Here is a 12,041-nt window from a genome sequence, read left to right on the forward strand (position 1 = left end):
AAAGGGATGGGGGTCGATATGGGCTTTTGCGCTTGGCGTCAAGCCCTTTGCAAGCTTAACCCAGTATGGCTGCGATCGAGGCCCGGACTTCCTTGATGTCCGCCAGCCCGTTCACCGGTCGAAGATCGCCCTTGGCGTAGTAATAGCCAATCAACGGCGAGGTCTTCTTGTAATACTCCATAAGCCGGGTGCGCAGGCTTTCCTCGTTGTCGTCGGCACGACGGACGAAATCGTTTTCCTTGCCGCAATTGGTGCATTTGCCATCGGCCGGGATCGGTTTGGTCTTGTCATTGTAGACCTCGCCGCAACCGCCACAGGTCGACCGGGCAGTGATCCGATCAACCAGGGCCTCGTCATCCACGCGCATTTCGATCACGGTGTGCAGCGACTGGCCCAGCTTGGTCAGAAGGGCCGACAAGGCGTCAGCCTGGGCCAGGGTGCGCGGGAAGCCGTCGAAGATGAAGCCTGCGCCCTTTTCAGTGGTCAGTTTCTCTTCGATCAGGCCAATCACGATCTCGTCGGTGACAAGCTTGCCCGCGTCCATGATCGCGGCCACCTTCTTGCCCATCTCGGTTCCCGAGCTGCGGGCCTCGCGCAGCATGTCACCGGTGCTGAGCTGGATCATGCCCCGCGTTTCAACCAAGTGACGTGCCTGCGTACCCTTGCCTGCCCCCGGGGGGCCCAGAAGAATGATATTCATCGACGAGCGGGTCCCTTCCTGCCGCGTTTCTTGCCTTTACCGCGCAACTGGGACTTTTCGATCAGCCCTTCGTATTGATGCGCCAACAGGTGGCTCTGAACCTGTTGGATCGTGTCCATGGTCACAGAGACGATGATCAGAACCGAGGTGCCGCCGAAATAGAACGGAATGGCGAACTGGCCGCGCAGAATTTCAGGCAGCAGGCAGACCGCCGCCAGATAGGCCGAGCCCAGAACCAGTACGCGGTTGACCACGTATTCCAGATACTCGGCGGTCTTCTTTCCGGGACGGATGCCGGGCACAAAGCCGTTCTGCTTTTTCAGGTTGTCCGCCACGTCATCCGGTTTGAACGACACGTTGAACGTGTAGAAATAGGCAAAGAACACGATCATCGAGGCGAAGAACAGCAGGTACAGCGGCTGTCCCGGTCCGAAATTCGCCAGCAGCCACGACATGATCGGTCCGTTCGCCGCGCCCGACGAGAAGGTCGAAATCGTGACCGGCAGCAGCAGCAGCGAGCTGGCGAAGATCGCCGGTATCACGCCGGCCGGGTTGACCTTGACCGGCAGGTGGCTCGAGCCGCCCTCATAGACTTTCATGCCGACATTGCGGCGCGGGTACTGGATGTGGATTTTGCGCAGCGCGCGTTCCATGAACACCACGAAGGTGATAACGGCGATCACCATCACGATCACGCCGACGATCACGGCCGGGCTGATCGCGCCCGAACGGCCCGAGGCCAGGAACTGGGCCAGCGCGGCAGGAACCTCGGCGATGATGCCGACGAAAATGATCAGCGAGATGCCGTTTCCGATGCCGCGCGCGGTGATCTGTTCACCCAGCCACATCAGAAACATGGTGCCACCGACCAGAGTGATCATCGTCGACAGGCGGAAATACAGACCCGGATCGGTGGCCAGATCGCCCGATTCCAGCGAAACCGCCAAGCCATAGGCCTGAACGGTGGCCAGCGCCACGGTACCGAAACGGGTGTACTGGTTGATTTTCTTGCGGCCCTGCTCACCCTCTTTCTTGAGCTGTTCGAGCGCGGGCACCATCGAGGTCAGCAGCTGTACAATGATCGATGCCGAGATATAGGGCATGATGCCGAGGGCAAAGATACCCATCCGCCCCAGCGCCCCGCCGGTGAACATCGAAACCATCCCACCGATGCCCTGCCCCGCCTGTTCCATGAACTCGCGCAGCGCCTGACCGTCGATCCCCGGCACCGGAATGAAGGTGCCCAGACGATAGACGATCAGCAAACCCAGCGTGAACAGGATGCGGTTGCGCAGATCGGTGGCCTTGCCCAGAGCAGCCCAGCTTGTGTTGGCTGCCATTTGTTCTGCTGCTGATACCATAAATCGGTCTCTCTTATGAAAACGCCGCCCGGAACCGTTTTCCGGCTCGGGCGGCGTCTTGGAAAACTCTGTGGTCTATGTAAGCGGGTCGGCGCCCGCTCACAAGCGCTTACTCTGCCGCAGCGGCTTTTGTGACCTTCAGTGAACCGCCCGCTTTTTCCACGGCTTCGATCGCCGCTTTCGAGGCGCCGGTCACTTCCAGGTTCAGCTTGGCGCTGATTTCGCCTTTGGCCAGAACGCGGATACCGTCCAGCTTGCGGCGCACCAGACCCGAGGCGACCAGTGCGTCCTCGGTGATGGCCGATTTAACGTCCAGTTTGCCGGCGTCGACGAATTTCTGGATCAGGCCCAGGTTGATGACGGCAAATTCCTTGCGGTTCGGCTTGTTGAAGCCGCGCTTGGGCAGGCGCTGATACAGCGGCATCTGGCCGCCTTCGTAGCCGTTGATGGCCACACCCGAACGAGATTTCTGGCCTTTGATACCGCGGCCACCCATTTTACCCTTGCCAGAGCCGGGACCACGGCCAACGCGGGTGCGTTTCTTGACGGCGCCGGGATTGTCGCGCAATTCGTGCAGTTTCATGTCGCTTCTCCTAAGCCGGATATGACCCCGAAGCGTGATGGGCCAAACACGGCATTTCTTGGTTTTGATTCTCGTGGCAAACACGCCACCGGAGCGCAGTACAGCCTCGCGCCCCGAGTTGCAAGTTTTGATTGCCCGGCAGCAGCGGCTCAGTCGTCGCGGCCAGCAATGGGCGCATCTTGGGGCACAATTCCATGTTTGGCCACAAGTCGCCCGACCAGGCTGTCGGGATGTGGTATTCCACCGTGGTTCTTGCGCATGATCGCCCGCATCCGGCGCCCGTATAGATGGATCGAGACGGTATCCTCGTGAAAAAACCGGTCAAGATTTTCGTTCGGCCGGGCAAGGGCCCGGCGCCGCGAAAAGTTGATCGGGTAAAAAACATGCTCTGGCAGGGCGTATTTTATCTCGCCTGTTTCCTTCAGCGCCCAGGTGAATGCCTTTGGCCCCCACACGCCCCACAACACCTCGGGAACGTTGGTCGGGTTCCCGGCGTCCCGCGCCTCTTCCAGCGGTCGGCGGTGGCGCGGCGGTAACCAAGGAGGAATAAGGTAGGGATCATTCGTGTACTCGATCAGCTTGGCCAGAGTTTCACTGTCCTGCGGCAGGCCCAGAACCCCAATCGCCACCTCACCCTCGAGATACCCATAGTAATGACCATTCGCCGTTGAATAGGGTTTCAGGCAATAGGCATCGGTGTCGGCCCAGATCAGGTCGGGCTCCTGAGCCAGCATCCGGTAGCGGAACTTGTCGGAATGCGGCGCGGGGCTATTGGTACGCTCATGAGTGATAAATTCGGAATCCGGCAGGATCTCGCGGGCATCACGGTGCTCGACACCCTCGGGGATGTTCGTCACATTGCTATAGGTATAAAGCCGCACGCTGTGGCCCATATCCAAGTAAGACTGGATGCACAGCAGTTCCAAAAAGCTGAGCGGCCCCTCGACCCACAGCATTGCAATCTGGAAGTCCCGTGCCATGTTCTGCCCTCTCTGCCCTCTCTGCCCAATGTGTTCATGCCTTGACGGCTTGCCTGCATTGGAGTGACCCAATTCCCGGCGCCGCGCAACGTCGCAGTTGTGGTAGCAACTATTTTCCTGCCCGTGTGGGATCCGTAAACACAAAAGAGGCGCCACTTGGGCGCCTCTGCTTCATATGTTGTCGTCCCGTATCTTACGAGCAGTAGGCGTGCTCGCGGGCGATGTCGGCGATGTCGCACCGGCGGATGCCGATGTCGTTCAACTCGCGGTCGCTCAGACGCTGCAACTCGGTATACGTGCGGGTGTATTCGCTGGCCCGGGCGCGGTTTTCTTTCACGCGCTCGATCAGGTTTGCGATACGGGCGGTCAGGTTGAAGCCGCCATGTGTCAGGGTCGCTGTGTGTGCCATTATCTCATTTCCTTTCGAATGTCGGGGCGTATTCCCCGATGTCACTTACTTGGTTCCTGTCTTGGACAGGGTTGAGATAGGGAGTTCAGTTATCGCTAACAACGATGGTTTTGGACTGGCCGCTATGCATTTTTGGCATAGCGGCGCAAATCAGGAGTGACCGCTACCGGCCGCAAGCCGGGACAGGTTGTCCAAAGCAGCAGACCAGCCACCTTTGTAGTCCTGAAATAGTTCTGGCCCGGCCAAGCTTGTGATCTGCAACGTGACGCGCAGCGTACTGCCTTGGCCATTCGGCATGATTTCGTGTCCGCACAGCGAAACCGAGACCAACTCTCCCTGAATGACCAGTGTTTCGGTCAATGAAAGAAACTCCGGCGAGACCACGTGGAACAGGCTGGTCGTATTGAACTCGGGCGCCTCTTTCGGCCCACACCGCGTTTCCTCACGGCCTCCGGGTCGACAGTCAAAAACATCAATCAGAACTACGCTTTCATCGTCTGGTGCGGCCCATTTCTGGCGTAACTCGCGGTCGGTCAACACCTGAAACAGCCGGTCGGGAGCGCAGGCAATCTCGCGTTCCAGGATCAAAGTTTCGTAATCAGCCATCATCGGATTCCTTCTCAATTTGCTCGGCAAGTGCAGACAGGCGATCCAGCCGGCCTTCCCAGAGGTGACGTTGTTGTTTCAACCAACCTTCCGCCTCGGCGATCGGGGCGGCTTCGATATGCAACATGCGAACCCGACCGATCTTCTCCGAACGGATCATTCCAGCGGATTCCAGTTTGCTGAGATGCTTCAGAAACGAAGGAAGAGCCATGCCGTGCGCTTCGTGCAGCTCTGACACGGCCGCTGGGCCAGTGATCAGCCGTTCGATCACGGCACGCCGGGTCGGATCGGCCAGCGCAGAAAAAAATGTATCGAGTTTGTTAGCCATTAGGCTAAGTATTTCAACGTACCTCCCGCGTCAAGAAAAAGTTAGCCGTTTGGCTATGTTTTTAATTTAAAGGTCAGGACAGAGGGCAAAAAAGGTGTCTACCTGTGAGTTCCTGGCCAGGCCTTGGCCAAGTTCAACGCAAAAGGCGGTCTTCCGACATTCCGCGCAGGCGACGGCCAAAAATGAAAACGCCCCCGATCAAATCGGAGGCGTTCATTAGGCTTTCGAAGTTGGCGCTCAGCCGCGCTCTTCGATGATCTCAACCAGATGCGGGATCTTGTTGACCATGCCGCGGATCGACGGAGTGTCTTCCAATTCGCGGGTCTTGTGCATCTTGTTCAGGCCCAGACCGATCAGGGTTGCGCGCTGTTCGGCGGGGCGACGGATCGGGGAACCGATCTGCTTGACGACGATGGTTTTTGCCATTGCTCGCTCTCCTTACGCTTCGGCTTCAGCCGGTGCTTCATCCCGCTTGGGCAGGATATCGGCGACCTTCTTGCCACGACGCGCGGCAACCGAACGCGGGCTCTGTTCTTTCTTCAGGCCGTCGATGGTGGCGCGGATCATGTTGTACGGGTTCTGCGAGCCCAGCGACTTGGACACAACGTCCTTCACGCCCAGCATTTCGAACACAGCACGCATCGGACCACCGGCGATGATACCGGTACCTTCCGGCGCGGTGCGCATGACCACTTTACCGGCGCCGTGACGGCCCTCGATGTCGTGGTGCAGGGTCCGGCCTTCGCGCAGCTGCACGCGGATCATCTGACGCTTCGCTTGCTCGGTCGCCTTGCGGATGGCTTCAGGTACTTCTTTCGCTTTACCTTTGCCAAAGCCCACGCGGCCTTTCTGATCGCCAACAACCACCAGAGCGGCGAAGCCAAAGCGCTTACCACCTTTTACGGTTTTCGACACGCGGTTGATTGCGACCAGACGATCGGCAAATTCCGGTGCTTCTTCACGGTCGCGGCCACGGCCTCGACGGTTTTCACGTTCTGCCATTTGGCATCCCTTTTCTCATGTGGCGCTTGGCGCCGTTTTCTTCAATCCAAGTGAGCCTCGACTGACGCCGAGGCCCCCGGATCATCGGGGCGGATCGAAACCCGCCCACAGGTCTTAGATTTTCAGGCCACCTTCACGCGCGGCGTCGGCAACTGCCTTCACCCTGCCGTGGAACAGGAAGCCACCACGATCGAAATAAGCCTCTTCGACGCCGGCCTTCTTGGCCCGCTCGGCGATGGCTGCGCCCACTTTGGTGGCCGCTTCGATGTTGTTCTTGCCGACAACGCCCAGATCCTTTTCCAGGGTCGAGGCCGAGGCCAGGGTCACGCCACGTACGTCGTCGATCAGCTGAACAGAGATGTTCTTGTTCGAACGGTGTACGGACAGACGCGGACGACCCGCGTTGACCTTGCGAAGTTTGTTCCGAACGCGCAGGCGGCGCTTCAGAAACAGGGTTCTTTTGCTGTTTGCCATTGTGTTCGTCCTTACTTCTTCTTGCCTTCCTTGCGGAAGATGAACTCGCCCTTGTAGCGGATGCCTTTGCCTTTGTACGGCTCGGGACGGCGCCACTCGCGGATTTTCGCCGCGGTTTCGCCCACCAGCTGCTGGTCGATGCCTTCCACAACGATCTCGGTCTGCTTCGGCGCGGTGATGGTGACACCTTCCGGAGCAACGAAATCAACATCGTGGCTGTAGCCCAGGTTCAGCTTCAGGGTATTGCCCTGCATCTGAGCGCGGTAACCCACACCCTGGATTTCCAGTTCCTTCTTGAAGCCTTCGGTCACACCGGTCACCAGGTTGGCGACCATGGTGCGGCTCATGCCCCACTGCTGACGCGCACGCTTGGACGAACCACGCGGGTCGATTTTGACCACGTTGTCTTCGACCGTCAGGGTGACGTCATCGGTTGCGGTGAAGCTGCGGGTGCCTTTCGGACCTTTGACTTCGATGGTCTGACCCGACACAGAGGCGGTAACGCCGCTGGGCAGCTCGACCGGTTTCTTACCAATACGAGACATTGCAGACCTCCTTAGAAGACGGTGCAGAGCACTTCGCCGCCAACATTGTTGGAGCGAGCGTTTGCGTCCGACATCACACCTTTCGGAGTGCTGACAATCGACACGCCCAGGCCCTGACGAACCTGCGGGATGTCATTGACGCCCATGTATACGCGACGGCCGGGCTTCGAGACCCGCTTCAGTTCGCGAATGACAGGGGTGCCTTCGTAGTATTTCAGGCTGATTTCCAGAGCCGGATGACCGTTTTCACCGGTCGTCTTTTCATAGCCGCGGATATAGCCTTCGTCCGCAAGCACGTCCAGAACCCAGGCGCGCAGTTTCGACGCCGGAGTGATCACGGTGGACTTGCCGCGCATTTGCGCGTTGCGGATGCGGGTGAGCATATCGCCGATAGGATCGTTCATATCTGTCTCTCCCTTACCAGCTCGATTTCACCATGCCGGGGATCTGACCAGCAGAACCCAGCTCGCGCAGCGCGATACGGCTGACCTTCAGCTTACGGTAGTAAGCGTGGGGACGACCGGTCAGCTGACAACGGTTGTGCAGACGGGTAGCCGAGCTGTTGCGCGGCAGTTTCGCCAGTTTCAGACGCGCTTTGAAGCGCTCTTCCATCGGCTTGCTCTCGTCATTCGCGATCTCTTTCAGAGCCGCACGCTTTTCGGCATACTGTGCCACCAGGCGTGCGCGCTTCTTCTCGCGTTCGATCATTGCTTTTTTAGCCATGTCTCAATCCTCCCGGCGCTTACGCGTTGAACGGCATGTTGAAAGCTTTCAACAGTGCCTTTGCTTCAGCGTCGGTTTTCGCTGTGGTGGCAATTACGATGTCCATGCCCCAGACCTCGTCGACCTTGTCGAAGTCGATTTCCGGGAACACGATGTGCTCTTTCATGCCCATGGCAAAGTTGCCACGGCCATCGAAGGACGGTTTCACACCGCGGAAGTCACGTACGCGAGGCATCGCGATGGTGATCAGACGGTCCAGGAATTCGTACATCCGGTCGCCGCGCAGGGTCACCTTGGCGCCCAGCGGCATGTCTTCACGGACGCGGAAACCCGCGATCGACTTCTTCGCCTTGGTCGAAACGGCCTTCTGACCGGCGATCGCCGTCAGATCCTCGACCGCGGCTTTCGCCTTCTTCGAGTCCTTCACCGCCTCGGCACCACAGCCGATGTTCAGAACGATCTTCTCCAGCTTGGGGATCTGCATATCGTTCTTGTAGCCGAACTCTTCTTTCAGAGCGGCACGGATGGTTTCAGCGTACTGAGCTTTCAGACGCGGGGTGTAGGTTGCAGCATCAAGCATCGATCACGTCCCCCGTGGTCTTGGCGTAACGAACCTTCTTGTCACCTTCCATGCGGAAGCCGACGCGGGTTGCCTTGCCGTTCTTGTCCAGCAGGGCCAGGTTCGACAGGTCGATCGGCAGAGCTTTGGGCAGGCGGCCACCTTGCGACGTTTGCGACTGGCGGGTGTGGCGAATGGCGATGTTCACGCCATCAACGACAGCTTTGCCGGCTTTGGGGTCGACCGAGGTGATAGTCCCCTCTTTGCCCTTGTCCTTGCCGGCCAGCACGACGACCTTGTCGCCTTTGCGGAGTTTAGCAGCCATGATTACAGCACCTCCGGAGCCAGCGAGATGATCTTCATGAAGTTCTTCGCGCGCAGTTCACGAACAACGGGGCCGAAGATACGGGTACCGACGGGTTCGTTGTTGTTGTTCAGGATGACGGCGGCGTTGCGATCGAAGCGGATCGCGGTGCCGTCTTCGCGACGGACTTCTTTGGCGGTGCGCACGACGACGGCCTTGCGGACGTCACCTTTCTTCACGCGGCCGCGCGGGATGGCTTCCTTCACCGAGACGACAATGATGTCGCCGACGGAGGCGTATTTACGCTTGGAACCACCCAGGACCTTGATGCACTGAACTCGGCGGGCGCCGGAGTTGTCAGCGACATCCAGATTGGTCTGCATCTGGATCATGTGGTTTCTCCCGACCTGTGGGGGCTGGTCTTGTTAAATCCCCCAGGGTTTCGACAAATGGAAAAGTCCCGGAGGCTTAGGCCTCCAGAACCTCCCAACGTTTCGTCTTCGATTTCGGCGCGCATTCGATGATGCGTACGGTGTCGCCGACCTTGAAGGCGTTCTTTTCGTCGTGAGCCCGGTATTTCTTGGACTTACGAACGGTTTTCTGCAGTAGAGGGTGCTTGAAACGGCGCTCGACCAGAACGGTGATGGTCTGTTCGTTGGCGTCGCTGGTCACGGTGCCTTGCAGGATACGCTTGGGCATCTGATTACTCCTCGGATGCCGCGGCAGCGGCCTTTTCGTTCAGAATGGTTTTGACGCGGGCAGCATTGCGGCGGGCCGCTTTGATACCAGCAGTGTTTTCCAGCTGACCGGTGGCCTGTTGAAAGCGCAGGTTGAAGCTTTCTTTCTTCAGGTTGGCCAGTTCCTCGCGGAGCTGGTCCGGGGTCTTTTCACGCAGTTCTTGGGCGTTCATCGCCTTTTCCTTTGCTCAAAACACCAGAAGGCCCCGTACACGGGTCACCTTGGACCTGGTGGATGAATGATAGACATGCGAATCGCCCGACAACGCCGGGAGACCGCAGGATGCCGCCGTATAAGGGTTTGATGGGTGGGTGGCAAGGGAAAGTTTTGCAACCAGAACCGGGCAACCAACGGGTCACGTCAGAACCTGACCACTTGCGCGTTGTCTTCTGTGGAAACGGGTTTGGCCGAAACTCAAAAGACACGTGAAACCCTTGAAATATCTTTAGCCCGCTGACTTAGGAACGGTGGAAAAAATGGAACTGGTTGTCCTAATTGGGTTTGCGGCACTTCTAGTGGTTTTAATATCAAGAAAGCCACGCTTTGTCGCCCGTCATAGAGGCCATCAAAAACCTCCGCAAGCCTCCACACGGAACCGCGCAATCCCGCGACAACAGCCGAGTGTTGTTCCCTCCAACCGCGTTCTGACGGGGCACGCTTATGTGATCGATGGCGACACAATCATTGTCCGTGGAACAAAGATCCGTCTAGCCGGCATTGATGCGCCCGAGCTGGACATGCCATGGGGCCTAAAGGCAAAGTGGACGATGGTCGAAATCTGCAAGGGTCAGGAGATTACCGTCAAGCTGAACGGCGAAACATCCTATGACCGGTTAGTTGGAATTGCATACCTACCCAATGGGCAGGACATCGGCGCGGAGCTGATCAAAAGGGGGCTTGCGCTGGACCTGCCTTTATTTTCACAGGGAAGGTATAGGCATCTCGAACCGACCGGCGCCAGAGAACGGCTGCGGAATGGGGCTTTCGGTCACGCATCGATTTCGGTTCGCAGGACGACGACAGTCGTCGCCTATGGGCGCAGATCAAACCGGCACAATGCCGGCAGTTGAATACGACCCAAGGAGTTCACTCCCACTTATAGTTAAAACTCACCGAAATCCGTTCTTCTTCGGCCATGTTCATGGGCACCTCGTGGCGCAGCCAGCTTTCCCACAGCAGAACGTCGCCGACCTTCGGCTTCATATAAATGAAGGGCTGCAATTCGCGTCGGGCGCCCTTGTGGCGCACCGGCGCGGCCATCATGCGGCCTGAGCGGGGGTCCTCCAGCTTCAGCGCGCTGGCGCCTTCCGGCATTGACACATATGTCGTTCCAGAAATCACACTGTGCGGATGGATGTGGCTGGCATGCATTCCACCCTCGGGCAGGATGTTGATCCAAAGATCCTCCAGCTTCAATTCCCGGTCATCGAGATCAAACTCAAGGTCTTTTGCGAATGCAGCCACGTGCTGATCCAAAGTCTTCACCAAGTCCTGAAAGATCGGAAACCGCCAGGGCAGATCAGTCAACGAGGCATAGCTGGTGTAACCCGGATAGCCGTTTTTTTCGCACCACTCCTGCCCGGCCTCGTCATCCTCAGCAATGACAAGGCACGAGTTCTCCAGCTCCTCCGGATCGATCCTTGGATCGAACTCAGACAGAGCGGCGCGGTAGAGACGGGTAACGAAGAGTGATTCAATCTGTGCCATGGGCGTCCATTACCCCATTCGACGCTCAGGCGCGATAGAGGAACTTTCTTCGAATTTGGAAAACCGCCGCAGCTGTCACAAGTCAATATAGGGCAACGGGTCGCTGTGATGCGCGATCAGCTTCCACGCTCCACCTTCATGGCGATAGACATTCGTGCCGCGCATCCGGATACCGGACCCATCGCCCTGCCCCGACGCCTCGGCGACGTGATGCACAGTGGCAAGCGTATCCCCAACCACGACATGCCGGTTCAGCATTTTGATCGACCCGCCCAGATGCGCCCGACCCTGCGCGACCCAATCCTGATCCGTGACTTTCCACCCGACGTGGAACAGATCGGGTGACGGCCCCATATAGATGACATCGTCCGCATGCGACCACAGCGCCTCCATCGGCGCAACGTCACCCGCGAACATAGCGTTCAGTGCGGCAAAGAAGCCGTCGTCAATCTTTTCAATCTCTGACGTCGAAACCATTTGAGGCCCCCTGTTCTAGGCTTATCCAAAATATCAAAAGCTGAAGCGGAGCCTAACCCAAACCATCCGAAAAACAAAAAACCCCGCCGGTTCGGCGGGGTTTCCTGAAGTCTTGGCAAGACCGGTTTACCAGTCCTCGCGGACCACCACACGGGTCTTGATCGGCAGCTTCATCGCAGCCAGGCGCAGAGCCTCGCGCGCGATTTCATCGTTGACGCCGTCGATCTCGAACATCACGCGACCGGGCTTCACTTTGGCTGCCCAATAGTCGACCGAGCCTTTACCTTTACCCATACGGACTTCGGTAGGCTTCGAGGTCACGGGAGTATCCGGGAAGATCCGGATCCAGACGCGACCTTGACGCTTCATGTGACGGGTCATGGCACGACGAGCAGCTTCGATCTGGCGTGCAGTGACGCGCTCGGGCTGCAGGGCCTTCAGACCGTAGGTGCCAAAGTTCAGATCAGAGCCGCCTTTGGCTTCGCCCTTGATCCGGCCTTTGTGCATCTTGCGGAATTTTGTACGCTTTGGTTGAAGCATATCTT

Annotated in this window: 22 protein-coding genes; 1 reads left to right on the top strand and 21 read right to left on the bottom strand. The window is 58.2% G+C overall.

From position 1 onward, the window contains the following. Positions 1 to 55 precede the first annotated feature (55 nt). The 18 genes from ACR3EK_RS12900 to rpmC all read right to left on the bottom strand — a co-directional run bounded on the left by ACR3EK_RS12900 (position 56) and on the right by rpmC (position 9,484). Entirely contained in the window at positions 56 to 700 is a 645-nt protein-coding gene (locus tag ACR3EK_RS12900) for an adenylate kinase (protein WP_170343464.1), read from the bottom strand. Further along, positions 697 to 2,061, bottom strand: coding sequence for a preprotein translocase subunit SecY (gene secY, locus ACR3EK_RS12905; RefSeq protein ID WP_093965375.1), 1,365 nt, complete (start codon positions 2,059 to 2,061; stop codon positions 697 to 699). The genes ACR3EK_RS12900 and secY overlap by 4 nt, the downstream gene beginning before the upstream one ends. Positions 2,062 to 2,170: 109 nt before the next feature. Next, entirely contained in the window at positions 2,171 to 2,644 is a 474-nt protein-coding gene (gene rplO / locus ACR3EK_RS12910; RefSeq protein WP_170342955.1) for a 50S ribosomal protein L15, read from the bottom strand. Between the two features lie 149 nt (positions 2,645 to 2,793). Then, positions 2,794 to 3,624, bottom strand: a complete 831-nt coding sequence (locus ACR3EK_RS12915; protein ID WP_244952485.1) for a hypothetical protein — start codon at positions 3,622 to 3,624, stop codon at positions 2,794 to 2,796. 193 nt (positions 3,625 to 3,817) lie between these two features. Then, positions 3,818 to 4,033, bottom strand: a complete 216-nt coding sequence (locus tag ACR3EK_RS12920; protein ID WP_170343462.1) for a DUF1127 domain-containing protein — start codon at positions 4,031 to 4,033, stop codon at positions 3,818 to 3,820. 150 nt (positions 4,034 to 4,183) lie between these two features. Continuing rightward, positions 4,184 to 4,639, bottom strand: a complete 456-nt coding sequence (locus ACR3EK_RS12925) for an SRPBCC domain-containing protein (RefSeq protein WP_170361684.1) — start codon at positions 4,637 to 4,639, stop codon at positions 4,184 to 4,186. Then, complete coding sequence (locus tag ACR3EK_RS12930; protein WP_480633581.1) at positions 4,632 to 4,967, bottom strand: ArsR/SmtB family transcription factor; 336 nt, start codon at positions 4,965 to 4,967, stop codon at positions 4,632 to 4,634. Before ACR3EK_RS12930 ends, ACR3EK_RS12925 begins: the two co-directional genes overlap by 8 nt. Positions 4,968 to 5,204: 237 nt before the next feature. Next, positions 5,205 to 5,393, bottom strand: a complete 189-nt coding sequence (gene rpmD, locus ACR3EK_RS12935; RefSeq protein WP_093965366.1) for a 50S ribosomal protein L30 — start codon at positions 5,391 to 5,393, stop codon at positions 5,205 to 5,207. A gap of 12 nt (positions 5,394 to 5,405) precedes the next feature. After that, positions 5,406 to 5,969 carry a 30S ribosomal protein S5 gene (gene rpsE / locus ACR3EK_RS12940; RefSeq protein ID WP_093965365.1) on the bottom strand — a complete coding sequence of 188 codons (564 nt, stop codon included), beginning with the start codon at positions 5,967 to 5,969 and terminating at the stop codon, positions 5,406 to 5,408. Positions 5,970 to 6,083: 114 nt separating this feature from the next. After that, positions 6,084 to 6,443, bottom strand: a complete 360-nt coding sequence (gene rplR, locus ACR3EK_RS12945; RefSeq protein WP_170361687.1) for a 50S ribosomal protein L18 — start codon at positions 6,441 to 6,443, stop codon at positions 6,084 to 6,086. 11 nt (positions 6,444 to 6,454) lie between these two features. Further along, positions 6,455 to 6,988 carry a 50S ribosomal protein L6 gene (gene rplF / locus ACR3EK_RS12950; protein ID WP_093965363.1) on the bottom strand — a complete coding sequence of 178 codons (534 nt, stop codon included), beginning with the start codon at positions 6,986 to 6,988 and terminating at the stop codon, positions 6,455 to 6,457. A gap of 11 nt (positions 6,989 to 6,999) precedes the next feature. Beyond that, positions 7,000 to 7,392, bottom strand: coding sequence for a 30S ribosomal protein S8 (gene rpsH / locus ACR3EK_RS12955; RefSeq protein WP_093965361.1), 393 nt, complete (start codon positions 7,390 to 7,392; stop codon positions 7,000 to 7,002). A gap of 13 nt (positions 7,393 to 7,405) precedes the next feature. Then, entirely contained in the window at positions 7,406 to 7,711 is a 306-nt protein-coding gene (gene rpsN, locus ACR3EK_RS12960) for a 30S ribosomal protein S14 (RefSeq protein WP_093965360.1), read from the bottom strand. A 19-nt stretch (positions 7,712 to 7,730) separates the two neighbouring features. Beyond that, positions 7,731 to 8,291 carry a 50S ribosomal protein L5 gene (gene rplE, locus ACR3EK_RS12965; protein WP_093965358.1) on the bottom strand — a complete coding sequence of 187 codons (561 nt, stop codon included), beginning with the start codon at positions 8,289 to 8,291 and terminating at the stop codon, positions 7,731 to 7,733. Further along, on the bottom strand, positions 8,284 to 8,595 hold the full coding sequence (rplX, locus tag ACR3EK_RS12970) for a 50S ribosomal protein L24 (protein ID WP_093965356.1): 312 nt from the start codon (positions 8,593 to 8,595) through the stop codon (positions 8,284 to 8,286). The genes rplE and rplX overlap by 8 nt, the downstream gene beginning before the upstream one ends. 2 nt (positions 8,596 to 8,597) lie before the next feature. After that, complete coding sequence (gene rplN, locus ACR3EK_RS12975; protein WP_005621870.1) at positions 8,598 to 8,966, bottom strand: 50S ribosomal protein L14; 369 nt, start codon at positions 8,964 to 8,966, stop codon at positions 8,598 to 8,600. Positions 8,967 to 9,042: 76 nt separating this feature from the next. Then, a complete protein-coding gene (gene rpsQ / locus ACR3EK_RS12980; protein ID WP_170342963.1) occupies positions 9,043 to 9,273 on the bottom strand; it encodes a 30S ribosomal protein S17 in 231 nt (76 codons plus the stop codon). A gap of 4 nt (positions 9,274 to 9,277) precedes the next feature. Then, complete coding sequence (rpmC, locus tag ACR3EK_RS12985; RefSeq protein ID WP_093965352.1) at positions 9,278 to 9,484, bottom strand: 50S ribosomal protein L29; 207 nt, start codon at positions 9,482 to 9,484, stop codon at positions 9,278 to 9,280. Between the two features lie 304 nt (positions 9,485 to 9,788). On the opposite strand from rpmC, the gene ACR3EK_RS12990 reads away from it, so the two are divergent. Then, the gene (locus ACR3EK_RS12990) at positions 9,789 to 10,382 is read left to right on the top strand and encodes a thermonuclease family protein (RefSeq protein ID WP_480633582.1); all 594 of its coding nucleotides are present in this window, start codon (positions 9,789 to 9,791) and stop codon (positions 10,380 to 10,382) included. A 16-nt stretch (positions 10,383 to 10,398) separates the two neighbouring features. Here ACR3EK_RS12990 and ACR3EK_RS12995 read toward each other — a convergent pair whose 3' ends face one another. The 3 genes from ACR3EK_RS12995 to rplP form a co-directional block, all read right to left on the bottom strand. Further along, positions 10,399 to 11,019: a 2OG-Fe(II) oxygenase family protein gene (locus ACR3EK_RS12995; protein ID WP_170445966.1), complete on the bottom strand. Its 621-nt coding sequence runs from the start codon at positions 11,017 to 11,019 to the stop codon at positions 10,399 to 10,401. Positions 11,020 to 11,094: 75 nt separating this feature from the next. Continuing rightward, positions 11,095 to 11,496 carry a YybH family protein gene (locus tag ACR3EK_RS13000; RefSeq protein WP_480633583.1) on the bottom strand — a complete coding sequence of 134 codons (402 nt, stop codon included), beginning with the start codon at positions 11,494 to 11,496 and terminating at the stop codon, positions 11,095 to 11,097. Between the two features lie 126 nt (positions 11,497 to 11,622). Next, complete coding sequence (gene rplP / locus ACR3EK_RS13005) at positions 11,623 to 12,036, bottom strand: 50S ribosomal protein L16 (RefSeq protein WP_005980704.1); 414 nt, start codon at positions 12,034 to 12,036, stop codon at positions 11,623 to 11,625. Between the last annotated feature and the right edge of the window lie 5 nt (positions 12,037 to 12,041).

The sequence above is a fragment of the Ruegeria sp. BC8 genome, from assembly GCF_056535705.1.

What these genes read in the sequence shown, in the direction of transcription:
- rpsH (WP_093965361.1), bottom strand. Translation starts at nt 7,392, where the DNA reads ATGAACGATCCTATCGGCGATATGCTCACCCGCATCCGCAACGCGCAA.
- ACR3EK_RS12925 (WP_170361684.1), bottom strand. Translation starts at nt 4,639, where the DNA reads ATGGCTGATTACGAAACTTTGATCCTGGAACGCGAGATTGCCTGCGCT.
- rplR (WP_170361687.1), bottom strand. Translation starts at nt 6,443, where the DNA reads ATGGCAAACAGCAAAAGAACCCTGTTTCTGAAGCGCCGCCTGCGCGTT.
- rpmC (WP_093965352.1), bottom strand. Translation starts at nt 9,484, where the DNA reads ATGAACGCCCAAGAACTGCGTGAAAAGACCCCGGACCAGCTCCGCGAG.
- rpsE (WP_093965365.1), bottom strand. Translation starts at nt 5,969, where the DNA reads ATGGCAGAACGTGAAAACCGTCGAGGCCGTGGCCGCGACCGTGAAGAA.
- rplP (WP_005980704.1), bottom strand. Translation starts at nt 12,036, where the DNA reads ATGCTTCAACCAAAGCGTACAAAATTCCGCAAGATGCACAAAGGCCGG.
- ACR3EK_RS12920 (WP_170343462.1), bottom strand. Translation starts at nt 4,033, where the DNA reads ATGGCACACACAGCGACCCTGACACATGGCGGCTTCAACCTGACCGCC.
- rplF (WP_093965363.1), bottom strand. Translation starts at nt 6,988, where the DNA reads ATGTCTCGTATTGGTAAGAAACCGGTCGAGCTGCCCAGCGGCGTTACC.
- secY (WP_093965375.1), bottom strand. Translation starts at nt 2,061, where the DNA reads ATGGTATCAGCAGCAGAACAAATGGCAGCCAACACAAGCTGGGCTGCT.
- ACR3EK_RS12930 (WP_480633581.1), bottom strand. Translation starts at nt 4,967, where the DNA reads ATGGCTAACAAACTCGATACATTTTTTTCTGCGCTGGCCGATCCGACC.
- ACR3EK_RS13000 (WP_480633583.1), bottom strand. Translation starts at nt 11,496, where the DNA reads ATGGTTTCGACGTCAGAGATTGAAAAGATTGACGACGGCTTCTTTGCC.
- ACR3EK_RS12900 (WP_170343464.1), bottom strand. Translation starts at nt 700, where the DNA reads ATGAATATCATTCTTCTGGGCCCCCCGGGGGCAGGCAAGGGTACGCAG.
- rplN (WP_005621870.1), bottom strand. Translation starts at nt 8,966, where the DNA reads ATGATCCAGATGCAGACCAATCTGGATGTCGCTGACAACTCCGGCGCC.
- ACR3EK_RS12990 (WP_480633582.1), top strand. Translation starts at nt 9,789, where the DNA reads ATGGAACTGGTTGTCCTAATTGGGTTTGCGGCACTTCTAGTGGTTTTA.
- rplO (WP_170342955.1), bottom strand. Translation starts at nt 2,644, where the DNA reads ATGAAACTGCACGAATTGCGCGACAATCCCGGCGCCGTCAAGAAACGC.
- rplE (WP_093965358.1), bottom strand. Translation starts at nt 8,291, where the DNA reads ATGCTTGATGCTGCAACCTACACCCCGCGTCTGAAAGCTCAGTACGCT.
- rpmD (WP_093965366.1), bottom strand. Translation starts at nt 5,393, where the DNA reads ATGGCAAAAACCATCGTCGTCAAGCAGATCGGTTCCCCGATCCGTCGC.
- rpsN (WP_093965360.1), bottom strand. Translation starts at nt 7,711, where the DNA reads ATGGCTAAAAAAGCAATGATCGAACGCGAGAAGAAGCGCGCACGCCTG.
- ACR3EK_RS12995 (WP_170445966.1), bottom strand. Translation starts at nt 11,019, where the DNA reads ATGGCACAGATTGAATCACTCTTCGTTACCCGTCTCTACCGCGCCGCT.
- rplX (WP_093965356.1), bottom strand. Translation starts at nt 8,595, where the DNA reads ATGGCTGCTAAACTCCGCAAAGGCGACAAGGTCGTCGTGCTGGCCGGC.
- rpsQ (WP_170342963.1), bottom strand. Translation starts at nt 9,273, where the DNA reads ATGCCCAAGCGTATCCTGCAAGGCACCGTGACCAGCGACGCCAACGAA.
- ACR3EK_RS12915 (WP_244952485.1), bottom strand. Translation starts at nt 3,624, where the DNA reads ATGGCACGGGACTTCCAGATTGCAATGCTGTGGGTCGAGGGGCCGCTC.